This window comes from Bremerella sp. JC817, from assembly GCF_040718835.1.
In the GTDB taxonomy this organism is placed as follows: domain Bacteria; phylum Planctomycetota; class Planctomycetia; order Pirellulales; family Pirellulaceae; genus Bremerella.
On record NZ_JBFEFG010000268.1, the window covers coordinates 157,183 to 181,969 of the forward strand.

General features: G+C 55.8%; 15 protein-coding genes and 1 pseudogene. 8 read left to right on the top strand and 8 right to left on the bottom strand.

Annotated elements, in window-relative coordinates:
* Nucleotides 1–70 precede the first annotated feature (70 nt).
* The 8 genes and pseudogenes from AB1L30_RS12100 to AB1L30_RS12135 all read left to right on the top strand — a co-directional run bounded on the left by AB1L30_RS12100 (nt 71) and on the right by AB1L30_RS12135 (nt 12,389).
* Nucleotides 71–1,018 carry an SIMPL domain-containing protein gene (locus tag AB1L30_RS12100; RefSeq protein WP_367013682.1) on the top strand — a complete coding sequence of 316 codons (948 nt, stop codon included), beginning with the start codon at nt 71–73 and terminating at the stop codon, nt 1,016–1,018.
* A 187-nt stretch (nt 1,019–1,205) separates the two neighbouring features.
* Nucleotides 1,206–1,331, top strand: a pseudogene (locus tag AB1L30_RS12105) (hypothetical protein); the annotation flags it as partial.
* Nucleotides 1,332–2,264: 933 nt separating this feature from the next.
* On the top strand, nt 2,265–3,851 hold the full coding sequence (locus tag AB1L30_RS12110) for a glycosyl hydrolase (RefSeq protein ID WP_367013683.1): 1,587 nt from the start codon (nt 2,265–2,267) through the stop codon (nt 3,849–3,851).
* Between the two features lie 457 nt (nt 3,852–4,308).
* Nucleotides 4,309–5,961, top strand: coding sequence for an SLC13 family permease (locus AB1L30_RS12115; RefSeq protein ID WP_367013684.1), 1,653 nt, complete (start codon nt 4,309–4,311; stop codon nt 5,959–5,961).
* 102 nt (nt 5,962–6,063) lie between these two features.
* A complete protein-coding gene (gene araD, locus AB1L30_RS12120) occupies nt 6,064–7,788 on the top strand; it encodes an L-arabinonate dehydratase (RefSeq protein WP_367013685.1) in 1,725 nt (574 codons plus the stop codon).
* A 30-nt stretch (nt 7,789–7,818) separates the two neighbouring features.
* Nucleotides 7,819–8,730, top strand: a complete 912-nt coding sequence (locus tag AB1L30_RS12125) for a dihydrodipicolinate synthase family protein (protein ID WP_367013686.1) — start codon at nt 7,819–7,821, stop codon at nt 8,728–8,730.
* A 318-nt stretch (nt 8,731–9,048) separates the two neighbouring features.
* Nucleotides 9,049–10,863: a hypothetical protein gene (locus AB1L30_RS12130; protein WP_367013687.1), complete on the top strand. Its 1,815-nt coding sequence runs from the start codon at nt 9,049–9,051 to the stop codon at nt 10,861–10,863.
* Nucleotides 10,863–12,389 (top strand): hypothetical protein, encoded by a 1,527-nt coding sequence (locus AB1L30_RS12135; RefSeq protein WP_367013688.1) that lies wholly within the window; start codon nt 10,863–10,865, stop codon nt 12,387–12,389. Before AB1L30_RS12130 ends, AB1L30_RS12135 begins: the two co-directional genes overlap by 1 nt.
* Nucleotides 12,390–12,513: 124 nt before the next feature.
* Here AB1L30_RS12135 and AB1L30_RS12140 read toward each other — a convergent pair whose 3' ends face one another.
* The 8 genes from AB1L30_RS12140 to AB1L30_RS12175 all read right to left on the bottom strand — a co-directional run bounded on the left by AB1L30_RS12140 (nt 12,514) and on the right by AB1L30_RS12175 (nt 24,677).
* On the bottom strand, nt 12,514–15,324 hold the full coding sequence (locus AB1L30_RS12140; protein WP_367013689.1) for a BatD family protein: 2,811 nt from the start codon (nt 15,322–15,324) through the stop codon (nt 12,514–12,516).
* 66 nt (nt 15,325–15,390) lie between these two features.
* Nucleotides 15,391–17,418: a VWA domain-containing protein gene (locus AB1L30_RS12145; protein WP_367013690.1), complete on the bottom strand. Its 2,028-nt coding sequence runs from the start codon at nt 17,416–17,418 to the stop codon at nt 15,391–15,393.
* Nucleotides 17,419–17,426: 8 nt separating this feature from the next.
* Nucleotides 17,427–18,506 carry a VWA domain-containing protein gene (locus AB1L30_RS12150; protein ID WP_367013691.1) on the bottom strand — a complete coding sequence of 360 codons (1,080 nt, stop codon included), beginning with the start codon at nt 18,504–18,506 and terminating at the stop codon, nt 17,427–17,429.
* Nucleotides 18,506–19,507 carry a hypothetical protein gene (locus tag AB1L30_RS12155; RefSeq protein ID WP_367013692.1) on the bottom strand — a complete coding sequence of 334 codons (1,002 nt, stop codon included), beginning with the start codon at nt 19,505–19,507 and terminating at the stop codon, nt 18,506–18,508. The genes AB1L30_RS12150 and AB1L30_RS12155 overlap by 1 nt, the downstream gene beginning before the upstream one ends.
* Nucleotides 19,504–20,379, bottom strand: coding sequence for a DUF58 domain-containing protein (locus AB1L30_RS12160; RefSeq protein WP_367013693.1), 876 nt, complete (start codon nt 20,377–20,379; stop codon nt 19,504–19,506). Before AB1L30_RS12160 ends, AB1L30_RS12155 begins: the two co-directional genes overlap by 4 nt.
* Nucleotides 20,380–20,483: 104 nt before the next feature.
* Nucleotides 20,484–21,398, bottom strand: coding sequence for a MoxR family ATPase (locus AB1L30_RS12165; protein WP_367014096.1), 915 nt, complete (start codon nt 21,396–21,398; stop codon nt 20,484–20,486).
* A 444-nt stretch (nt 21,399–21,842) separates the two neighbouring features.
* Nucleotides 21,843–23,222 carry a sigma-54 dependent transcriptional regulator gene (locus AB1L30_RS12170; protein WP_367013694.1) on the bottom strand — a complete coding sequence of 460 codons (1,380 nt, stop codon included), beginning with the start codon at nt 23,220–23,222 and terminating at the stop codon, nt 21,843–21,845.
* Nucleotides 23,223–24,677: a HAMP domain-containing sensor histidine kinase gene (locus AB1L30_RS12175; protein ID WP_367013695.1), complete on the bottom strand. Its 1,455-nt coding sequence runs from the start codon at nt 24,675–24,677 to the stop codon at nt 23,223–23,225. It abuts the gene before it with no gap.
* Nucleotides 24,678–24,787: the final 110 nt, after the last annotated feature.

A 24,787-nucleotide genomic window follows, 5' to 3' on the forward strand; every position in this document is an offset into this window, starting at 1 on the left:
ACGAACAACATCCAGCCCAGATCAAATATGCCTGGCCGCTTGGCGGTGGCGACTTTTCAAGAGGACGATTATGAGAACCGCATTTCTTAAGGTATCTGCAGTCGCTACGGTGGCCTGTTTATTATTGGTTAGTGGCCCGCAATCGACATTCGGTGAAGAAGCTCGGTTGCTCCGGTCCAATGGCACATCTGTAATCAAGCGGTTGCCGCAGGAACTGGTGGTGACCATCGAGTTTCTCGCACGCGATAAGTCGGTGAAGGAAGCGGTTGCCAAGCTCGAAAGCCGCAAGAAGACTGCCGAAGGCTTGCTCAAGACGTTGGATGCCAACATGGAGTCGATGCAGTTTACCATGCCATCGACATCCAATCGTTCCAGCCAAAAGATGGAAGAGTTGCAAGCGATGTTCCAGGAAAACGTTCGTCGCAGCGGATCGGAAATGCCGGAAGGCCTCAAGCTGCCGAAGTCGGTTAATGTGAGCTCGACGTTGACAGTCCGTTGGCCTCTGCCTGAAGGATCGCCAACGGAATTATTGTTGGTAGTCAGTGAGCTGAAGCAAAAAATCGAGGAAGCGGATATCGCCAGTACCAAAGATGAAGAGCCGAATCTGGCCGAGCAGGAAATGATGGCGGAGGCCGAGGCGATGGGGTACAGTTCGTACCGATCGCGTTCCAGCGAAGAGGTCGAACCAGGCACGCCGAAGTTCAGCTTCCGCTGCCAACTTGCGGACGAAGATCGTCAGCAGGGGCTGAAGGATGCTTTCAAGAAGGCTCGGGCAAGTGCCGAGGAACTGGCGAGTGCTGCGGGAATGAAGGTAGCCCGCCTGAGCAATCTCGAGTCGAACGTCCGTGGTGCATCAGTCGAGATGAACGAATACTACGGCTACCCTGGCGGCTACGGACGCGGGATGGGGATGCCTTCGACAGACGATGGCTTGACGGCGGAGAGCCCTTTGTTTGGCGAACTCGAGTTTCACTTTTCGGTCGGGGCAGCCTTCGAGATGGTCGCCGCTCCGAATTAACTTTTCTCGCGATAGACATCCCATTTCAGCCCTGGTCCGGACGAGCGGAAGCAGGGCTTTTCTTTTTGCTGGCTGACATCTTCCTGCGGCCAATTATTCAACTTAATTTCGAGTCTTCCCGCTGCTTTCTGGGATCGTGCTCAAATCTCATCGGTGAACCGATCTCCAGCTGACTCGGCAGACATTCGCCCACCAAAAGGGAGTTATCCATCGTGACTTGAAACCGTCGAATGTGTTGGTGTCGCTCGAAAATGGGAGGCCGGTTCCGAGGAGCATCGACTTTGGTGTGGCGAAGGGGATTCAGCAAAGCATGGCAGGATGGACGTTAAATGGGCCCAGTGCAACCTTGCCGTTTCCCTGGTTCGATTGGATGCACTTCTTGATCAACTACGAGCGGGCTGAGAAACTGATCCACGATCATCTTCCTATGCCTGACCCACAATTAGGGACACGGACTCGACGAGCTCTGTTAATTGTGCAGCGATGCTCTCTGTGAACCCTTAAGCCTTTGCCTTCTTGATTTCGCCGTCACAATGCCTACCGAATCTGTACAATGCTACCCCGAAAACCCCGGTATCCTGCGACGGTTCGAATTGGGTGGACTGTCGAAATCGGAACTGCGAGAGAGGCTTCGAAGTTTCGATATCCAAGTGAATCCGATCGGAGAGCAACTCTTTCGGCATCCGCTCTTCGTTCCGACCCAATCAATCTATCCTTTATCCACCGTTGAGCTATCGGTTGCCGAACTAGGTCTTGGAAATGGAGGAACGCTTGGCGAGATTGTCGAGCAAATGCGGAAAGTCGAACTCGACTTCTGTCCTCTCGAGACCGGGCCGTTTTGGCGTCTGCAATTTCTCGACCAGGCAGAAGGTGCGATCGGACAGCCGCCAACCAAGAACTGCGCTCCTCCTGGGGCGATCACGGTGCTTTCCAGGCCGCTCGATTCTAGTGATGGCACGCCAAAAGGATTTTATCTGCGGAAAATCGAGGGGATGTTATGGCTTCGCGGGTATGTTTCTGGCGACGATCATTGTTGGAGCCCGTTAGATCGGCTGCTATTTGCGGTTAAAGCGTAGACGAGCAAGCAGTTCGAGTTTAGTGGCGTTCTGAACCGAGGTTGGGACGCAACCACTTCTCGTTTATCATGCAGCAGAATACTGCGGCAACGCTCGCCGGCGGTTTTTAGCTGAATCAGGGGGAACCGGCTCCCTCGCCACGAACCATCTGCAGAGAAGACAAAAGCACCGTGTTTACTGAATCCGAAGGCAGCCGCAAAGCGATTGGCGACGTCGATGTTGTGTATCACGAAGGACTGTATCACCTGTTCCATCTCGTGCTGCCCAACCATGACTTCATCGCTCATGCCGTCAGCACCGATGGTATCAACTGGCGACGTGTCAACAATGCACTATTCATCGGCGATCCGGGATCTTGGGACGACTTGATGTTGTGGACCATGGCGGTCTCGCCCGACCCGTTCGTGCCTGGCCGATGGCGGATGTTCTATACCGGCCTGTCACGGCGAGAACAAGGAAACATCCAGAGGATTGGACTGGCGGTTAGCGACGATCTTTACCATTGGCAGAAAACGTCAGCGAATTGGTCCGATGATCGCGGCCCGTACGACCCCCCAGAAGTAATTCGGGCTCGGAAGCTGGCGCGTGAGCAACCCACAAGTTGCCGACACGCTCCGTTTGATCCGGAAAGCCATTTTCCGCTGGAACCTGATGGAGAGTATTACGAATCGAAACTCGACGAAGGTCGGCACTGGGTTAGCTTCCGAGACCCCTATTACTATCGCGAAGGAGATCGTGGCTGGCTGATCATGGCCGCGCGAACCAAAGAAGGGCCTATCGTGCGCCGAGGTTGTGTCGGCGTGATGGAGGAAGTGGGACCTGGACAGTTCGAGGCCCGGCCGCCACTTCATCACCCAGGGCTGTACGACGATATTGAAGTGCCGAATCTCATCAAGATTCGCAACGAATATTACCTGATCGGTAGCCTTCGCGAAGATGCCAAGATTCGTTATTGGCACACGAGCCAGATCGGCAAGCCATGGCGCAGTTACTACGACAATGTGCTTCTCGCACAAGGTAACTACGCCGCGCGCGTCTGTCGCGATGATAAGGGCTGGCTGCTTTGGAACTTCTTTACGCTGGGGGGGATTGATCGAACATCCCGAAATTTGATGCCTCCTCCCAAGCGACTGGTGCTTTCAGAAGAAGGGATGCTGCGAGCAAAGTCGTTTGAGGGTTTGGACCAATGGGTTGGCGAACGAATCGATACGCGCTGCGTTCATCCGCTCCAGCGGGGTATCGGACAGCAAACTTGCTCGATCGATGGCAACAATCTTGATCTCTGCTGCGAGGCAGGCTTCCAGGCGTACGTCTTCGATGGGGCGATTGAATCGGCGAAATTCAGTGCCAAGATCGATCTTTATGGTCTCGGCAAGTGCGGCATTATTTGCCGCGTCGATCCCGAAACCCAGGACGGGTACTATTTGTCGCTCGACTTGTTAAAAGGAGTCGCTCAGCTTCGTGCCTGGCACACCGGCGAGCCGGGCAGTGGCGAGCACATGATGCAGTTCCGGGCACTGCAAGGTGGCAATTGGCATAGCACCACCCCTGGTCAGGCCGAGATTAGCTTGATCGCGTTCGGCCATTACCTGGAACTTTCCGTTGATGGTCGCGTGATTCTTTCGCTGGCAGATTCGACCTTCTTGTCGGGTCAGTTTGGCGTGTACCTCGAATCGGCCAGCATGCGTTTGTATGACGTCGACCTGCGAAAGATGCGCGGGCCAGAGCAATCTGCCAATCATCTGGTGACCGGCTAGTTCTCCGTTGCCGGTTCCTCCGCGTTGTCGTCGGCCTTGTTCGTGGAGAAGAACGCGGCCGACTTCTTAATGACGACGTCAAACAGTGGAATGAAGACGATTGATCGAAGGCGTCTGGGCGTTCGGCGATAGTTTGTGGAATTGATTCAATCGATAAAAATTCTCAGGGGAGTTGTGCTTCAATTCGTTCCCCCATTTGCCCGCGTACTTCACTTCTGGTACCTTCTGGACATCCTGAGAATTATAAAAAAGCGGCAAATAAGCAAAAAACGAATGCTAAACGATCCTGCGGTGGCATCGCCCAGGCAAGCACATCCGTTTCGCTACTTTGCCTCTCGACCGCTTCGCCCCACACTCCCCCCTGAAGACGCGATTCTCCATGAACATCGCGTCCTACAACGTTCATTCACTCCCCATGCACTCCCACCTGGTTGAATCGAAGTAGGCATTCCGCAATATGTTCGCAATCGTCTTGGGAATGCTGATCGTGATCTGCGGGGTGCTGTTCCTGCGGATGCATGCGTTTCTGGCCTTGTTCTTCGGGGCACTTGTTGTTGCGGCCGTGACGGCGTCGCATTCGATTTCGGATAGTGCTCTCAATCACGTTACTGCGACCATCACCCAGGCCTCTGGGCAGAGACTGTTGTTGGGCGATGTCGGGGAAGATCTCGCCAAAAAGCCGGGGGCTTTCTATGTTGTGCCAAACGCTTCCGCGAGCACGCCGCCGACACTAGTCTGGGTTGATGCCTTCTCCGAAGAGGATGGCATCTCGATCGCCACGCTATCGCAGACCCAAGCAAATAACTCGTGGACCGGTGGCCAACTCGTTCCTGAGAGCAAATACACGCAAGCGAAACAGTTAGCAGGCAGCAGCCCCATCAATCGCGTCGCCGCGGCACTGGGGAAGACGTTCGAGAAGATTGGCATCTTGATCGCCATGGCCTCGATCATTGGCCAGTGTCTGCTGGTTAGTGGCGCGGCGGAACGTATCGTCGCCGGAATTCGCAATGCACTCGGCGAACGCTGGACGACACTTGCTTTTGTAATTAGCAGCTTCGTGCTCGCGATTCCAGTGTTCTTCGATACGGTCTTCTTTCTGATGCTACCCCTGGCCCAGGCCATGGCCCGACGAACCGGCAAAGATTACCTGAAATACGTCTTGTCCATCATTGTCGGCGGATCGCTTGCGCACTCGTTGGTTCCGCCAACACCGGGACCATTATTCGTCGCTGCCGAACTGAACGTCAGCATCGGAGCGATGGTGATCGGCGGCATCGGTGTTGGGATCTGGGGCGTGATTGCTGGCTACTTTTATATGTTGTGGGCGAATCGTACCTGGCAAATTCCTCTTCGGCTGGAAGCTTCGACTTCGACCGAATCGCTTTCCTCGCCGGACGCAATCAATCAAAACCTGCCCGGTTTCTGGTTTTCGATTTTGCCGGTGATCGTTCCTGTTTTACTTTTGGGTTTGAAGACCTTTCATCAGACTATGGGAGCCGGCCCAGAGGGACCGCTTGGCGAAATTTGGGATAGCGCGGTTTCTTTTCTCGGCGATAAGAACATTGCCTTGTCGCTTGGTGCCATACTGGCGCTGTTGATCTTGATTACCCGTCCCGCGATGAGTTGGGCCGGCCTGGCAAGTTCAGTGCAAAAGGCGTTGAGTGAAGGGGGGGTGGTCGTACTGATCACGTGTGCTGGTGGAGCCTTTGGTGAAATGATTCGGCAAACGAATGTCGGAGAGACGATCGCCCACGCGCTACCTGCCTCGGTGGGTGGCGTTGGCCTGCTGGTGACCGCCTTCTTGATTACCGTGGCGATTCGCGTGATTCAAGGTTCGAGTACTGTGGCAATGATTACCGCGATCGGGATTGTCGTTCCCGTAGCTAATCAGATGGGACTGCCATTTCATCCGGTTTATCTGGCACTGGCGATTGGTTGTGGATCGAAGCCGCTGCCATGGATGAATGATAGCGGTTTCTGGGTGATTAGCCGCATGAGTGGCTTCACCGAGAAAGAAACCTTGAAGACCTTCACTGTGCTGCTGACGATCATGGGGGTGGTGTCGTTCCTGGCAACCTTAGTATTTGCTATGGTTTTGCCACTGGTTTAAGGCGTCGCCTGATTGGTTTAATGGAACCTCTGCACGCAGTGCATCACGGTGTGCTCCGACTGACTGAACTGTTAACTTCCGAATGTTGATTGCCCGATGGCTATGAATCCGTCTGATGAATCTGAACTACGAAGTAGCCGCTGGTTTTCTCCGGATAGCCTGCGTGGCTTCGGGCATCGTTCGCGCTTGAAGGGTATGGGCTACGACGATCAAGATTTTCGCGATCGCCCGGTCGTTGCCATCTTGAATACCTGGAGCGACCTGAACACGTGCCATTCGCACTTTCCGGAACGCGTGCAGCAGGTCAAACGCGGGATCTGGCAGATGGGAGGCTTTCCCGTCGAGATCCCGGTGATGTCGCTTGGCGAAATGATGATGAAGCCAACGACGATGCTCTATCGCAACTTGCTGGCGATGGAGACCGAAGAAGTGCTTCGCTGCCATCCGATCGACGCGGCCGTGTTGATGGGGGGATGTGACAAGACCGTCCCCGCGCTGCTGATGGGAGCGATCTCGGCCGACTTACCGGCGATCTTTCTTCCCGCCGGTCCGATGCTGAAAGCACGCTGGAAAGATCAAACGCTCGGCAGCGGTAGCGATGCCTGGAAATACTGGGACGAGCGTCGCGCTGGCAACCTGTGCGATGAAGCTTGGGGCGAAATCGAAAACTGCATTGCCCGTTCGGCCGGTACCTGCATGACGATGGGGACCGCGTCGACGATGGCTTCGATCGCCGAATCGATGGGAATGACCTTGCCGGGAGCGTCGTCCGTTCCCGCTGTCATCGCCGAACATGCCCGGCTTGCTGTGGCAACGGGAAGACGTGCCGTTGAATTGGCTCAAGAGAAGCTTCGACCTTCCGCTATCTTGTCGCCAGCCTCGTTCGACAACGCGATCGTAACGTCGATGGCGATCGGTGGTTCGACCAACGCGATCGTTCATATCATCGCCATGGCACGGCGCGCTGGCTTCCCTTTGACGCTGGAACGATTCGACGAACTTTCGCGGACCACGCCGGTTCTCGCCAATGTTCGCCCCGCTGGCAAATACCTGATGGAAGATTTCTTCGATGCAGGCGGATTGCCAGCGCTGCTGCAACAACTTGGCGATCACATCGACGGGGCGTGTGCGACCGTCAACGGAAAAAGCATTGGGGAAAATGTCGCCGCGGCGGAAGTGATCGACGTCGACATTATTTGTACACTAGAGAACCCTATCTCGCCAACGGGCGGGACCTTCGTGCTTCGCGGCAATCTCGCGCCCTCCGGTTGCATTATCAAGCCAACCGCGGCGTCGCCGCGACTGCTCAATCATACCGGACCAGCTGTCGTCTTCGACGACTATGCTCAGCTCAAAGCGAAGCTAAACGACCCTGAAGCAGGCATCACCGCCGATTCCGTCTTGGTTCTCCGCAACGCCGGGCCGCAAGGTGGCCCTGGCTTTCCAGAATGGGGCATGCTTCCAATTCCAGACCACCTGCTGAAACAGGGCATTCGCGACCTGGTTCGTATTTCCGATGCCCGTATGAGCGGGACGAGTTACGGCACGTGTGTCCTGCATGTTGCTCCCGAGGCGTCGGTCGGCGGCCCCCTGGCATTGGTTCGCAATGGCGACCTGATCGAACTGAGCATCGATCAACGAAGCCTTAATCTTCTTGTCGACGAAAATGAACTGGCAAAACGCCAGGCGGAATGGACCCCACCTGCGCCACGCTATCAACGAGGCTACGGTGCAATGTTCCTGAAGCACGTGACCCAGGCCGACGCCGGCTGCGACTTCGACTTCCTACATCACGGCGCTGAAACGCCGGACCCTGACATTTACTGATATAGATCCCATCAAGGACCAAGTTTGGCCATGGATACCCGACCTGTTACCACACAAACAATCGCCAACTCTGTTTGGGCCGTACCCTCGCTTGCACGCTCGGCGGACGGAACGATTGATCGCGAAGAGAACGCGAAGCTGATCAAGCATATCGAACAAGGTGGCATCTCGACGCTGCTATACGGTGGCAACGCAATCTTCTATCACCTGACGATGAAGGAGTATCGTGAAGCTTTGGAGCTGATCAGCGAAGTGCCAGCCGATTCGACGCTGGTAATTCCCGCGATTGGTCCCGCCTACGGCACGATGCTCGATCAAGCCGATATCCTGGCAGACTTCAATTTCCCGACCGCCATGGTGTTGCCGCAACGCGATGTCATTTCCTCGGCGGGCTTTTCGGCCGGGGTGCGAAATGTTTCCAAGCGACTTGGCAAACCGGTTGTGCTGTACTTGAAGTATGGCAACGTGGTCAGCGTGGAAGACGCCACGGCCCTGGTCGATGATGGTTACATCTCGGCTATCAAATATGCTGTCGTTCGCGAAGACTACACCCGGGATGATTACCTCCGCGCACTTACCGACAAGATCGATCCCAAGTTGATTCTCAGCGGACTGGGCGATCAACCTGCCATCGTCCACATGCAGGACTTCGCGCTGGGTGGTTTTACCACCGGTTGTGGTTGTGTGTTTCCCCAGATGTCAGCAGCGCTGCTTAAAGCCATCCAGGCAGGCCAATGGGACGAAGCGGAAACCATCCGTGAGAAGTTCCTGCCTTTGGAACAGCTACGTGATAATCTCGGCCCGATCAGCATCCTGCACCGGGCCACCCAACTCGCAGGCATCGCCCAAACCGGCCCGATCATCCCACTTCTGTCCGAGCCGACCGAAGATATCAACGCTCAGATCAAAGCCGCGTTGGAAACGATCCGTCAGTCGGCTTAATGGTAAGTAAGTCTATCGACCCGAGCCTGGCTGGAGAAACAAGTTCAGCCAGGCTTTTTCATGCGCTAGTAAGCATCTTCTTGCCGTTGGCGTGTTATCAAATGCCATATAGAGCAAGGCAATAGGTATATCCATATGCCAGTGATAGAAGATGAATATCCTACTGAATATCCAAAAAGTGGTAGATTTTGCTTGGTGCCTTAGGTTAATCTGGTAACCGCCAGCAAGTGGGGGCCTGGTGGAAGGCTCGTCGATGCCCGTTTCCGGCTGGTGAAAGGCTGCATCGTTGCAGAATTCTCTAAGTCCAAGGTTACCACCATGTCCGGCTCTGTACCGAGAAGTGCTAAAACCAGGCCGTTAACGATCATCGCTCAGGATACTGCTGTACTCGATCACAACGCAAAACCACTTCTCACGACGGTGAATATTCCTGCGGAACAGCTCGCGCCTGGACCGTCGGGGTATCGAATCCGTGTAATTGACTACGACGCGTCGACTGGCACCTTATACGAGCCTGAGAACCCAGCGGGCGATGGTTACTACATCGATCACTTCGCTGATCGCGATGCGGATGAATTAGTTCAGAATCCGAAGTTTCATCAGCAGAATGTCTATGCGATTGCGATGAAGATTCTCGGGAACTTTGAGTTCGCCCTTGGTCGTCACGTTAGTTGGCAGTTCGATACGCACCAGCTAAAGATCGTTCCCCACGCCTTTCGTCAAAAGAATGCTTTCTACGCGCGCGAACTCGAGGCAATCCTTTTCGGTTACTATGCGCGAAAAACATCGGACCCACAGAACGGTAGCCTCGAAAACTGCTTTACTTGTCTTTCGCACGACGTTGTGGCCCATGAAACGACGCACGCCTTGTTGGATGGCGTACGAGAAGGATTTGTGCTTCCGTCCCTTCCAGATCAAGCCGCGTTTCACGAAGGATTCTCGGACATCGTCGCCATCCTCTCCGTCGGTTCCTCGCCGGATCTGATTCAACGAATTATGAGTGGTGGAGATCGAGCTCAGAATAAGGGCTTGAGCAAGAGTGACCAAGTTATTCCGGTCTCCGCGAATTACGATCACGCGGATGACAATCTGAGTAATATCGGACAGAGTCTGGGGCCCGGGATGGCCATCTTTACCTTGGCCGAGGATATGGGAAGCAAAGGAGCGGGCGTCCATGGCTCTGGTTTGCGGGATAGTCTGAATATCATACCGAGCCGTGACTTGCTGGGCCAACGAGAGTTTCAAGAGCCTCATCGTCGTGGTGAACTATTAGTCGCTGCTGTACTCCGGTCGATAATTCGAATTGCCGAACGTCGCTGTTATGTCGTTGGAGTTCAGAACAGCAAAAAGCCCGAGGAAAAACTGATCAGCCAAAGGCAGTTGGCTGAATGCGTTGCAGAAGCGTGTCGCAACATGATGAGTATCTGCATTCGGGCGCTCGATTATTTGCCTCCGGTTCATTTGACCTTCGGTGAATATCTTTCCGCCCTTTTGACGGCCGACTATGAACTTGTCGGGAATGATAGTAAGTATGGTTATCGAGCGATCATCCAAGACTCGTTTGAATCTTACGGAATTGTTCCGGCCGCCGATTCGCCCGATGGGATTTGGGGTGGTTGCAATCTGAAGAGTTGGATTCGGCTAGATCGTACCGACCACCATGCCATGATGTTCGACCGCGACGAAATGTTTCGCTTCGTCTGGGAGAATCGCAAGGCGCTCGGTATCTCGGATGACTACTACACGATGGTCACCCAGGTTCAGCCTTCAGTGCGGATCGGACCCGAGGGAATGCTTCTTTCCGAGACAATCGTGGAGTACGTGCAAAGTGCGAAGATGACCGGAACGGCACTGACACGCTGTGGTTTCGGCCGACCGCGGCAGTTGAGCGCGAATGCTCAGGCCGATCTCTATGGTGGGGGGACCCTGATTTTTGATATCCGAGGGCAGCTTAAGTATCACATCCCTCAGTATATCGACAATCGGGAGCGGCAAACCGACCTCCTGCGTTACGTCTGGGAGCAAGGACTTGTCCGAGCAAATGGCCAGCGGATCAACGCCTCGTTTGCGAGTTTGCACGAACTGCGTACCTATTGCGGTAACGAGCGTCCAGGTTGGGAGGAATCGTGGTAGTGGCTACCAAACCAAAAGCAATTGAAGTCAAAGTCTACAACGTTGGTCTTGGCGATTCGATTCTGGTCAGCTTCCATACGACGGCAACCAAGAATAACGTGTTTCGTATGTTGTTCGATTTTGGATCGATCGGGCGTAATCCCGACAGTCCGCCGATGATGAAAATCGCGGAGCAGATTGTCGAGGATTGCCGACGCGAAGATGGGAAGTCTCAGCTGGATGTTTTGATTGCAACGCATCGGCATCTGGATCATCTGTCCGGTTTCGGAGGCAAAACAGGGCAGTTTCTTGAAGATAACATGCTTCCCCCGAAACGCATCATCCAGCCTTGGACCGAAGAGCCCGAAGCCGACCTGCCAGCGGGTAGCAGCGATCCGAACTCCGGTTCGGCCTTTATACGGCAATCGATGGTTGAAGCTCAAGAGATTACCGAAAGCATCATGCAAGAAGTCGTTCGACGTCGATCCATTGGCTTCGATCGCTCGACCGACGACGAAGTCTGGTTCTACGGATCGAAAAATCTTCTCGCCGTCAACGGAGAGATCGACTTAGCCGAAACCGCGACGCGAGATCTAGCGGACGAAGTCGCTTCGTTTCACGGATTCTCAAGCGACGCTGTGAACACGGAACAAATCACCAACCGCGATGCGTTAGAACGGATCTCTCGCTGGAAAGCTGCCGGGTCGAAGGTCGAGTACGTCTCGTCAGGCTTCAAGTCTAAAGCGGCGGGATTTATTCCTGGTCTACAGATGCAGATCCTCGGTCCAGCGGGGCCAGATCACTGGGATGCGCTCAAGAAGGAAGGACGCCAAGATGAACTCTGGGCGCGACTTGCCGGTTTTGCGGACGAGAATGCGGATGACAACGGAAAGATGATCGCCTTTGACCAAAAGTATGGTCCCTATGGTGTTCCGCCAATCTTCCCACAGGCCGCGATGGAGCGACGTTCCCATGGCAACAAGGACAACGTTCGATGGCTGGTGGAAAAGCTGGATCGCTTGCGTGGCTCGCAGTTGCTCGGGTTTGTCCGCGAACTTGATAGCCACATCAACAATACGAGCGTCGTGCTGCTTTTGAAGTTCGGTAACTTCACCATGTTGTTTCCCGGCGATGCAGAGGTTGGCGCATGGCACTGGATCAATCAAAAGGGAACCGGTCCGGCCAGTCCGTTTGGACTGCCTCTTGAAACGATCTTGGAAGACGTAGACCTTTATAAAGTTGGTCACCACGGTAGCAACAATGCCACCCCCATTCTTTCCATGTGGAACTTCCTAGCGAAAGACCGAACGGCGAAACGCCCCTTGCATTGCGTGATGTCAACGCAGTGGTCACGTTTTGAGAACAAGATTCCCAACCAAACGCTTTGGCAAACGCTTAACGGAGACAAGCAATTTCAAACCATGGCAACTTCCGGTCCGCCGTCGCTCACATCAGACTTGCCGGTTGCCCTCAATAAGAAGTGGAAGGCACAGAAGGATGGCAAGAACACAATAGCCTATACCCGTATGTTCGAGGTCGCCAAATAACATCAAGACGAAGGATTAAAAAAGGAAGGCCGCCGATACCTGTGGAGGGGTTTCGGCGGCCTTTTGAGGATCGCTGCCCGGATCCTGCAAGAGCGGCTCGGTCGTACCAGTCGAGCCGCTCCCTTTAGGTGTCAAGTAATTCGACCTGAGGCTGCGAGATCCAACCGATCGAACCAGCTGGCGTCTGCACTTGCAGCCACCGGCCATTGGCCTTCAACACTTCCAGCGATTCCCCTTCGTTCACGGTGTGACTTGGATTCTCAGGGAAGTTATCCCCGGGAGCGTCCCGCAAGGCGACCGTCGGAGCTGCGACGATGGCCTGAGCTCCGTGCGTTTCGGTGATCCGGTGAACGTTGGCCAAAGTCACCCCGACCAGCAGAACACAGGTCGCAGGAATCGTTGCCCATCGCCACATAGCACTCGGGACAAACATGCCTCCGACAACGGCGATGCAAAGCGTCGACCAGGCAGCCGCAGCAAGCAACACACCCAACATTGGCGAGACATTGCTGGTCCAGTGAGTCAACGTCTGCTGCCATCCGCTGCTGGCAGCCATGGCCGACGTTGCTTCTGGGTGCAAACCTGACTGGGTCAGCTTCAAGTTCTGGAAGGCCTGTCCATGGTAGGGATTAAGTTGCAGAGCTCGTTCGTAATTCGCGATCGCTCGCCCTGGTGAGCCTGCTTGAACGTAAGCGTTTGCCAGGTTCACGTACAACTCGCTATTGCGAACGCCACTATCGACCAACTGCTGATACTTGGCGGCCGCTTGCGAAAAGGCTTCGTTCGCCGTCGCGGCATCTTCCGCCCCACTGGCCATGCCGCGCTGATAGGCCGCGTTGGCTTCTTCTAATAAGGTCGCCTTCTGCGAATCGCTTAACGATGCCAGCATGGCTGAATCGTGCGATTGTAGTTCAACGTTCGTAGCGATGTTCTCCGCCGAAGGCGTCTGCTTCGCCAGATGCAAACCGGTTGGAATACCAATCGCGAGTGCTGCCAGCACGATGCAGGCCACAGCAATCGCTTGACGGTACCCGAAGCGAACTGCCGCGGAACGATCGGTGCCGCCCAACTTGGCACGCGAAAGTTCCGACATAATGGCAGTTGCTTCGGATTTCAGTTCGTCCGTGGTCTGGTTGCCGGATGCACCGTAGGCCGCTTGTTCGCACTGGGTCAACAGTGCTTCCACGCGTCCAGCCAACTCGGTCTGGCCTGCCGCACGAAGTTGTGCGGTCACTTCACTACGAGTGAAAGTCCGCGCGGTGGGATGGTTACCATGGTTGAAACGCTGACCGATATAGCTCGCTAAAGCAGAACCAATCTCGGCTGGATTGTGGGCCAGATTAATTGGTTTCTGCGTTTGGTAATGCGAAAGGGAGCTTGCGGGTCTGTCCGTATTCATCCGTCGACGACTGAACCAGGCACCTCCGACGATCAACGCAGGAAGCAAGGCTGCTGCGATCCAAAGCCACTGACTGGCCTTCGAGGTGGAAACAATGGCGTCGCTACCAGAGTAGATCGCAGGATCAAACTTTCGAGGTTCGGCTGCCGCGGCTGTACCTGGCGTGTTGGTATCGTGCGGAGCTCCGACAATCGATTCGAGTGCCAGACGCTCTGCCTCGGCAACTTCAATCGCGATCGGAGTGCTTTCAACGGTAACGAACTTCTCCGTGGTTGGATCGAAGTACGAAAGGGGAATGGAAGGAATCTCAGTGATTCCGGCCCGTCGGGGACGAATGGTGGTGGTGAACAGCTTCGTGTCTCCTTCCACGATCCCGGCGAGCGGCTCGTTGGCCACCTTGAAGTCCGCCGTCAACTGCGGAAGCGAAGCCAAAGGTGGAGCTTGAACCAGGTCCATCGGACCGTCACCACGAATTCCAATGTGCAAGGTGATAGGATCGCCTGCCTTGACCGAGGTTGGCACGGCATGCGTGACGATCTGGTAATGACCGACGGTTCCCCGATAATCAGCCGGACGGCCTGCCATTGGGATTGCCGTGACATCAATCGGAGCGACTTCCGCACTCGCCACCACAGGACGGCTGGCTGCGATCGTCAACGTGTTACGGCTGAAAGGTGAGAATCCTCGGTCGGCGAATGGGAAGCGGCCACCGAAGAAGTCGTCTTCGAACATCGAGCCGAACGGATCACGTCCTTTTTCGAGCTTCGTCGGATAGTCAACCACAATCTGCAGGTCACCAACGTCGATCTGACCTGGGCGCTTCGGGTAGATGGTGGCTTCAATCTTGTATTGATAGTACGAACGCGAATCACCATTGGAATCGTCACGCAGCACTTCGACCCCGCCTGGTCGCTGGTTCTTTTCAGCGAGTTCCTCCAGGCGTTCGCCAAAGACACCCCAGTTGGTGCCCTGCGAGATGAGTTGCCACATGTTCTCTTCCGAAAGCGTGATGTCATATTCGCGATCGTGATATGGCTTCACCCAGATGTTCAAGGTGAGCGGCAACGGTTGGCCCACATAGATCTGCTCTTGTTGGCCGGTCACCTCGGCGAACAGCAAGTCGCCTGTTTCGCTTTTGGTGGCAGCGAAGCGGAGCGGCCGGGTCTGCTGGACCTGGCCGTCCACTTCAACGCGAATTGGAGGGATCTCGAACGTTCCTTCCTGGCGAGGGATTACCTGCCAGGTATAGGTCGTCGAGGTACGATCGGTGCGTCGACCGTTAATGATCGTGGTTTGACTGCTGCGGCTGGGGGTGCCACTGGCCTTGATGTCGAGGCCAGAAACTGAAGCGATTTGCGGCTGGTCGTGGGATGACGAGTCCGCCACTTCGAGATACAGCATAACCGGTGCACCGACGTAAGCTTCGCGCGCCGACAAGGAGGCTTGGATCTGGCCTGCGTAGGCCACCGCTGCCGCCGAGAATAAGATCACGGCGACGGCAATCGATTTCGTAAGCGTGGAAAATGTGGTTCTCATCGTTGGGCTCGTTGGGGAAAGGGACGTAAAAGTCCGAAAGCTTTTCAAATCGTGGTCTGACGGCTTCTACCAGTCGCGATCGACAGGCACACGTCGCCGGTCAGCCTGCTGTTGATTCTGAAGGCGTCGCATCAGTTCGCGGTCACGAACGGCCTGCAACATCTTCTGGGCTTCTTCCTTGGTCATCGGACGCATCTCGTCCATGGAGTTCGGATCGGCCTGGCCGTACTGCGGCATGCCGCCGGAGTTCTGCTGCTGTTGGTCCTGTTGCTGTTGGTCCTGTTGCTGTTGGTCCTGTTGCTGTTGGTCCTGTTGCTGTTGGTCCTGGTCCTGTTGCTGTTGATCCTGTTGCTGTTGATCCTGTTGCTGTTGATCCTGTTGCTGTTGATCCTGTTGCTGTTGATCCTGTTGCTGTTGATCCTGTTGCTGTTGATCCTGCTGCTGTTGATCCTGCTGCTGTTGATCCTGCTGCTGTTGATCCTGTTGCTGTTGATCCTGTTGCTGTTGATCCTGTTGTTGTTGATCCTGTTGTTGTTGGAGTTGGTCGATCAGCATCGTCGCCAGCTGAGCATTGGCTCGGGCATCGGTGTCGGCGGTGTTGTTGGCCAGGGCACTGCGGTAGTGGGAAACGGCCGAATTCAATCGCTGGATCGCGGCATCTTTGTCGGATTGAGCGAGCTGAACCGCTTCGGAGTAGTCGCAGTTGCCGAGGTTGTAGCTTGCCTTGGCGGCCAATTCAGGGTTGCCGGAAGCAATCGTTTGGGTGAACAACTCGCGGGCCTGCGCCATCTGACCAGCTCGATACTGAGCGACAGCTTGGTTGTAGAGCAGCTGTGGCGAGTCCGGCTTTTGCTCAGCGGCGGCCTGGTAGCTGCTCATTGCGGTTTCGAGATCTCCCGAGTGAAGTGCCTGGTTGCCTTGCTCGACAAGGGAAGAGACTTCCGAGGCCTGGACCGCCATTGGTGAAAGCAAAAGCAGTGCCACGCATGCCGCGGCGGTTGGAATTGAGCGATGGCCTGGGAAGCGTTTCATCGGTCCACTCTCAGTAGTAATCGTTGGATCGCTATCGGCGACGTTCGAGGGAACTCGTTTAGGCGAGACAGTGGAAAGCAACGTATCGGTCAACAACAGCAGCAGCGACAAGCCGACAAACCATTGGTAACGAGGGACGTAGCTGTTGATGCGTGCGGTCTCGAAGTCCTGGGCTTCCACCTGCTGCACGTAACTGTGATAGATGTTGCCCATATCGACCTGCTTGGTTCCGGCTGGAATGTAAGCGCCGTCAGTTGCCAAAGCGACTTGCTTCAGCGTGGCCCCGTCCATCTTCGACCAAACCTGCTGACCTTGATATTCCATGTAGCCGAAGCCACGCGCCTTGGCGTCCGGGATCCGGGCACCATGGTCCATGTCTCCTAAACCGACGGTGAAGACGCGGATACCGTGGTCGGCGTGAAGCTGCTTGGCCACGCCCACCGGATCGCTTTCCTGATCTTCACCATCGGTGAAAACGACGATCGCCTTGTGGTCGCCGTTTTGATCCAGGAAACCATCGGCCGCCAACTGAAGGGCGTCCCCCAGACGTGAACCGCCTCGCTTCACGTCCATCGGGCCAACTTCGCTCAGGGTCTTCTTGAAGTCGTAGTGATGGCTGGTCAAAGGAACCATCTGTCGAGCGTCGCCAGCGAAAGCTACCAGGCCGACTCGGTCGCCAGGCATGGCGTCCATCATGTCGGTGATCTGCTGTTTGGCTCGCTCCAGACGGTTTGGCGTAGCGTCCTCGGCGAGCATCGAACGTGACACGTCCAAGACGAACATCACTTCGATCCCTCGCTGCGGCACCTCGCGCCAGGTCTTGCCCCAGCGGATATCCACTAAGGCAAGGACCATGGCAACCAGGGCACCAGTTAACAAGAAGAACTTCACGATATGTCGAACTGCTCCTCCCTTGGGAGCGAACAGGGGAATCAGGTTAGAGGTCGCGAAGCGAGCCAAGGCTCGGCGGCGAGCGACCATCGCCATCATCATCACACCGACCACGATCGCCACGATCCACAGCCAGTTGAGGCTCGTCAAGTTGCCAAATTGAATATCCATTCGTTCACTCACTCGGTAATCTTGCGGTAGACGGTATTGCTCAACACGATTTGGCCGACCAGCAGCCAGAAGGCGATCAGAACCAGCGGCGGCACGGTGGCCCAGCCAGCGTTTATCGGTTCAATGGCCAGTTCGCGATAGTCGACGAAGTGCTTGTCTTCGACGCGAGTCTTTTCAAGCTGGTCGATCTCGGCATAGATCTTTTCCAGCGAAGCGGTATCGGTAGCTCGGTAGTACTGGCCGCCGGTTGCTTCCGCCACTTTCTTCAGCGTGTCTTCGTCGATGTTGACTTGGGCCCACTGGAAGGTTTGCTGTCCGGTGAACGGATCGACAACCGGCACCGGGGCACGCCCCTTGGTACCGACACCGATCGTGTAAACCTTGATGTCCATGGTCGAAGCCAACTCGGCCGCCATTACGGGATCGATATCACCGGCGTTGTTCTCGCCGTCGGTCAGCAAGATGACGACTTTGCTCTTCATCTTGCGTTGATCGCTTTCGCCCAGGGCAGCGAGCTTTTCGACAGCCAGGCCAATGGCATCGCCAATCGCGGTGCCATCTTCGTTGCGGTCGGTGGCAATCTTGGTGCGATCGAGCTGTCCGATCGTGTAAGGATGATCAAGCGTCGGCGGTGCGATGCCATCGGCGTAGCGGGCGAAGGTGACCAGGCCAACCAGGTCGTTACTGCGGCCGTCGAGTTCGTCGCCGCCAGAGATAAACTTCTGGGCGACATCCTTCACGGCGGTCAGTCGATCGACGGGCTGACCGTCGACTTCAAAGTCCATGGCCTGCATGCTTCCGGAACGATCCACGACCATCTCGATGGCGATCCCTTCGCTGTCGGCAACCGTTTGCTTGCGTCCCTCCTGCAAGCGTGCCAAAGAGACGATCAAGAGGATAATCGCCGCGACACGCATTGCAGAGGGAACCCAGGCAAGACGCTGTTTCCAGGTCGGAGTGAGACCATGGAGCCAGCCCGTGGAGCTGAACGCGACCGCAGTGCGGCGACGCCCAGCAATCATCCGCCAGACCAGCAAGGGGACCAGCAGAAGCAATAACAAATACCAGGCAGATGCTGCTTGGAACATTAGTTTGTCTCCTTATTCGTTGTTGCTGCGTCGGCTTGGTTTGCGGACTGTTGGATGAAGTCAGTTGCTTTGTCGATGGCCAGTCCCGCGTCTTCGGCCGATGGCTGGAACTGGGCGAACTTGACCAGGTCGGCCAGCGACAGGAAGACGCGAAGCGAGGCTCGTTGCTCTTCCTGAAGGGACGGATGCTGCGTTGCCTCGGCCAGAAACTCGTCAGTGGTGAGTATCGGTGCGGCAATCGCAAACTGGCGTTCGATGTATTGGCGGACGATGTCGGTCAGGCGAACATAAAACTGCTCGGTATCACCTTCCGACATCACTTCGCTATCGCGAAGCTGCTGAAGTTGTTTCAATGCCCACTGCTTCGGCGTGAGCTGACGCGTTCGACCTGGCCAGACCAGCAGAGCGACGGCAGCACAAACCAGCGTGGCGGCACTTCCGACCGACCAGCCAACCCATGCCAGCGAATCGGTCTGCTCTGGAGCCATGCTCACCACATCCTTCACGTCGCGAAACTGAAGTGGATCGGGCTCGCCTTCCAGAACGCTAACAACATTCAACGCGATCTCAGGTGTTTCCAGCGTCTCGGTTGTGGCGGCCGGTTCACGCCTATCGGTATAGACGATCGAAATGGGCGGAACCGTGTGTTCTCCGGGCACCAGACTTTCGATCTGGTAGGTTCGTTCCCACTGGCGACCATGGGCGGTCGGAACGTCCGAGACGTCACTCGACTTAAGTACATTTAGCGTGCCAAGTGCCTTCTGTTCTTGTGGAAGCGTGATGGCAACATTGTTCGGGGCTTTGACCGAAACCGTCAGCTCGACCGGTTCCGCGATCTGGGCGTTCGACTTGGCCAAGGTCACCGTAACATCGACGGGCCCTTGCTTGGCGCTGCGGGAGATTGCATCGCTGGTGGGCGCTGCGAGCAGATTCCCCGCGACTCCCACTAGGGCGAGCATCGCCAAGGCCATGGAGGTCGTGTTCCTGAAATGAGTTCTCATCGACGGCACTCCCTTTGGTGGAAAAACTTGCGTAGTGGGTCAACAAAGTCGTCGCCAGTGCTCACGTAGATCGGGTCCATGCGAAGCCGTTTGAACAACTGATCGCGTGTGGTGGCGATTTCTCGAGCTCGTTCCGCGTACAGGCGTCGCTGCCTGCGGCTGGAGGTATCGATCATCGCGATTTCGCCCGTTTCCGAGTCGACTAGTTCAAGCAGTCCGACATCGGGCAGCTCGAACTCGCGTTGATCGGTCACGACGATCGGGATCACATCATGCTTCCGCCTGGCAACTTTGAGGGCCTTTTCATAGCCACGGTCTTGAAAGTCACTTACCAGGAACGCGACCGAGCGACGCTTGGCCGTGCGATTGAGGTGCTCAAGGGCGGTTGTGATGTCGGTACCATGTCCCATGGGCTGACAGTAAAGGAGTTCGCGAATGACCCGCAGCACATGCCGCGATCCGCTACGGGGAGGAATCGCCTTCTCGATGCCGTCGGTAAAGAGGGTCAAGGCGATCTTGTCGTTGTTCTTCATCGCGGAATAAGCAATCGTCGCTCCGAGTTCGGCGATCAGTTCGCGCTTGGTTTGCCAATGCGTTCCGAGCCCTTGCGAGGCACTCAGGTCCACCAAAAGCGTGACGGTCAACTGACGTTCTTCACGGAATAGCTTGACGAACGGTTCGCCAGAGCGGGCCGTCACGTTCCAATCGATCGCGCGGACGTCGTCGCCAATTCGATAGGGACGAACTTCTTCAAATTCGACCCCGCGACCTTTGAAGGCCGAGTGATACTGACCCGCCAAAAGATTGTCCGCCAGGTGCGACGTCCGAATCTGAATGCGGCGAATCTTCTGTAAGACTTCGCGAGGGATCATGGTTGGGAATCTCTTGTGAAACCGGGTGCCTGGGTGGTTTTTAAGGAGACGCGTTTGGCCGAGCCGAGGCCGGTCGGCCAAACGCGGGGGGGAATGATGCTCGATTAAGGAACCGGGACGTGATCGAGGATCGAGCGGACAATGTCGTCCGACGTCTTTTCCTCGGCCTCGGCTTCGTAAGTGATAATGACGCGATGACGCAGCACATCGAGTGCAATCTCTTTCACATCGCCTGGCACCACGTATCCACGTCCATGCAAGAAAGCGTTCGCCTTGGCGGCCAAGGTGAGGTTGATCGTCGCACGAGGCGAAACCCCGTACTGGATCAAGTCCGCAATTGGCAGGTGGAACGAAGCGGGTTCGCGGGTTGCCATGACCAGGTCGACGATGTAATCGCGAACCTTCCCATCGACGTAGATCTCGTCGACCAGATCACGGGCCCGTATGATCTCTTCTGGCGTCAGCGCTGGATTCACTTCCATCGATGTCTTCGTCCGCGACATACGATCGAGAATTTGAATCTCTTCGTCACGGCTCGGATGCCCCACCATCACCTTCAGCATGAAGCGGTCCATCTGAGCTTCCGGCAGCGGATACGTCCCTTCCTGTTCGATTGGGTTCTGGGTTGCCATCACCAGGAATGGGTCGTCCAGTTGATAGGTCGTATGACCAATGGTCACCTGGCGTTCCTGCATTGCTTCCAACAAGGCACTTTGAACCTTGGCCGGAGCACGGTTGATTTCGTCCGCCAGGATCAGGTTCGAGAAGATCGGACCTTTCTGAATGGCGAACTTCTGATCTTGCGGGCGATAGATCTGCGTTCCGATCAAGTCCGCCGGAAGGAGGTCAGGCGTGAACTGAATTCGCTGGAAGCCGGTTTGAATTCCCTTCGCCAGGCAAGCAACCGCAGTCGTCTTGGCCAACCCTGGGACGCCTTCAATCAGCAAGTGACCATTGGTGAGCAAGCCGACCTGCATGCGATGCAGAAGCTGCTTCTGGCCGACGATGACGCGTCCCATCTCGTCGAGCAGGCGACAAAAGGGCGCACTTCGAATCTTGATTTCCTCAGTCAGTTCGTTGATGCGATCGTGAACTGCGTGCTTGGTATCGGTTGCCACTAGATCGTTCCTTGTTCTGTTGTTTAGCCGTTGATGAATGCTTGTCGCCGGCCGGTATCGGACGTCGACGGATAACGTCATGTGGCTCGTCACCACTCGTGCCAGACCTAAAGGCAAGTGTCGTGCCAGAGGCGAAAAGTGCCTGTTTCACAGGGGTTTACGCGAAATCGAGCGAACCGCGCGGGGCATAATGCCCCACCGGGTCAATGTGCCACGGCGATTTGGCGATAAGAAGGCAGCGGAGTGCCGGGTAAGCGAGTGCTGCAATCGCAAAAGAAAAGGGAAGACCCGAGTGACGGATCTTCCCTGAAGCGTACGATCTGAAAACGCGCACAGGGCGAAGGACTAGTCCGAGTCGCTCACGCCATATTGTTTCAATTTTCGATAGAGGGTCTTTCGATCGAGACCGAGGATCTGAGCGGCAACCGATTTGTTATTATCGGCGGCCTGCAGCACATGCAGGACGTAACGCCGCTCGACCTCTTGCATGGGGACCAGTTCGCTCGGGTCGTCCCCTCCGATGAAGACCTGCGAACTGCGGTAGTCGCGAATCTTCTCAGGAAGGTCATCGACGGCGATCTTGTCGAATGGTGTTAATGCGACGGCCCGCTCCATGATGTTCCGCAGTTCGCGGACGTTGCCAGGCCAAGAGTAGTTCAGCAAGCGTTCGGCTGCAGGTTCCGAGATGCCTGTGACGTTTCGCTGCGATCTTTTCGCCGATTGCTCGACAAACCTTTGAGCCAGCATCAAAGTATCAGTCCCACGTGCCCTCAAGGGAGGAAGATCGAGCTGAATCACATTGATGCGATAGAAGAGATCTTCGCGAAAGCGTCCTTCTTCGACTTCCGTGAGCAAGTCGCGGTTAGTCGCCGTAACGATTCGGACATCGAACGGGACTTCTTGATCGCCACCCACCGGACGGACGCGTCCTTCTTCCAACGCTCGCAACAGTTTTGGCTGCATGGCCAAAGGCAACTCGCCAATTTCGTCGAGGAACAGCGTCCCTTTTTCCGCTTGTAGAAAGAGCCCGCGTCGTTGAGCCTTGGCGTCGGTGAAGGCACCTTTGGCGTGACCGAACAATTCGCTTTCGAGCAAAGCTTCAGGAAGCGCAGCGCAGTTCACCGGGACGAATGGTCCCTGGCTGCGACGGCTTCGTTGATGGATCGATTTGGCAACCAGCTCTTTACCGGTTCCGCTTTCACCGCAAACCAGGACGGCGGTTTCGGTCGTCGCAATTCGCGAGATCTGGTCGTACAACCGTGTCATGGCAGGGCTGCTACCGATCATCGATTCGAAGTGGGCCGTAGATTCGGTTCCTTCGCTGAGGACCTTGATTTTCTCTTGAAGCTGGCGATGCGTCACCGCACGCTGTAGTGTGATCGCAAGGATCTCCATCTCAATCGGCTTAGTTACAAAGTCATACGCGCCAGCGCGAATCGCGGCGACGGCCGTTTCGAGGCTGCCGAACGCGGTCATTACGATTACCGGAATATCAGGCCGGTTGGCGGCAATCCGTTCGCAAAGCTCTGTCCCACTGAGTCCGCGCATTCTCAGGTCGGTCAGCACAACGTCGAAATCTTCTGACTTGACCAGCTCCAACGCTTCCTCCGCCGATGTTCGCCAGGTGGGTTGGTAGCCCCGCAAGCGAAGATCGACTTCTAACAACTGGCACATGTTCGCCTCGTCGTCGACGATCAGAATGCGGCCTTGCGAATTGGAGTCCATTTACGCCACCTGTTGGGGAAGAAAGACGGAGAATCGGCTTCCTCGGCCGACCTGGCTGGCAACATCGATCCAGCCACTATGATCTTCGACAATTCCGTACGAAACCGACAGCCCCAGCCCGGTTCCTTCACCAACTTCTTTCGTCGTGAAGAACGGATCGAACAGATGTGGCATGTCTTCTTCCGAGATGCCGGTGCCGTCGTCTTCGACCGTGATGCAAGCAAATGGCAGCGGATCAAGGCTCTCTGAATGAGGTGGCAATGCCGAGACAGTTGTCAGGCTTATGCGAACCTGCGATTCCGCGGGACTGGCATGGATCGCATTGACGATCAGGTTGGTAAGAACCTGTTGGATCTGGCCGGAGTCCACAGCGGCTTTGTTGGGAACGGTTTCCGTGACGACTAATTCGACCTGACGCTGTTTGGCAAGCGGTTGCAATAGGCTGACCGCATTCTGAACGACGTCTTCCAGGTTAATTGGCAATCGCTGCGGTTCGCGGCGGCGGGCGAAGTCGAGAAGTTGCCGAATGATCGCCGCCATGCGATCCGCTTCCGACTTGATGATTACAGCGCTGTCGCGAACTTCTTCGTCGCTTAGTCGCCCGGAAGCGATCAATCCTGCACGCCCTGAAACAACATTCAGTGGCGTACCGAGTTCATGCGCCATACCTGAAGCGAGGCGACCGACCGTTTTCAAACGATCCGCGTGCCGTAGCTGTTCCGTTGCGGCGAGACGTGCGGCCGACTCTGCGCGGATCTCTTGTTGCTGCTGGTTGAGCTGGTCGCTCATTTGATTCAGGGCGGAACCTAGCTGGGCGATCTCATCATTACCGCTAATCTCGACCGGTTCGTCGAACTGCCCGCTGCTGATGCGGCGCGTCTTGTCGACCAGCTTCTCGAGGCGACGGCCGACCAGGCGGATACCCAGCAGCGAAACGACCGCGCCACATACGAGCATCGCCCCGATGATTAACATGGTGCGGTACGTGGTCATACGGGTGTATTCGGCGACGTCGTCCAGTGGGACGGTAAATTCGACGTAACCCGCTCGATCTTTTTCGACATCGATCGGGTAGTAGATCTGATAGTGTTCTTTGCCGGTCGCATCGCGTGTTGTCATCGACACCATTGCTTCGGGAGTGGCTCGTTTTAACTCTTCCGATGGCGGCGGTGTCGTTTCGGTCTGCTGCGAGCTGCCTGGGGCGACCCAGCGAATGGTCATTTGTTGATGACGGCTGGCAAAACTCGATACCAATTGAATGGCACCTTGATGCCCGCCGTTCTTCCAGGCCACGACCAGCGTTTCGCGAACTTCGTTTCCGAGCGATGCAGCGTTTTGAAGTTTGGTTTCTTTAAACTGTTGGTATTCGCTTTGAACCGTGAGATACCCATATAGGGTCGTCAGCAGCACGATACCCAGAAGAAAGATGCCGACAATTTTCGCGGTTAGTTTCATGAGTCCAACAGATGTGCGGTTGGTGCAACTAGATTCTGCTAAGCGGGAAAGCGATTCTCATCGTTGTAACTTGCCAAGTCCGACGATCCAAGGGAGGATGCCACCACTGT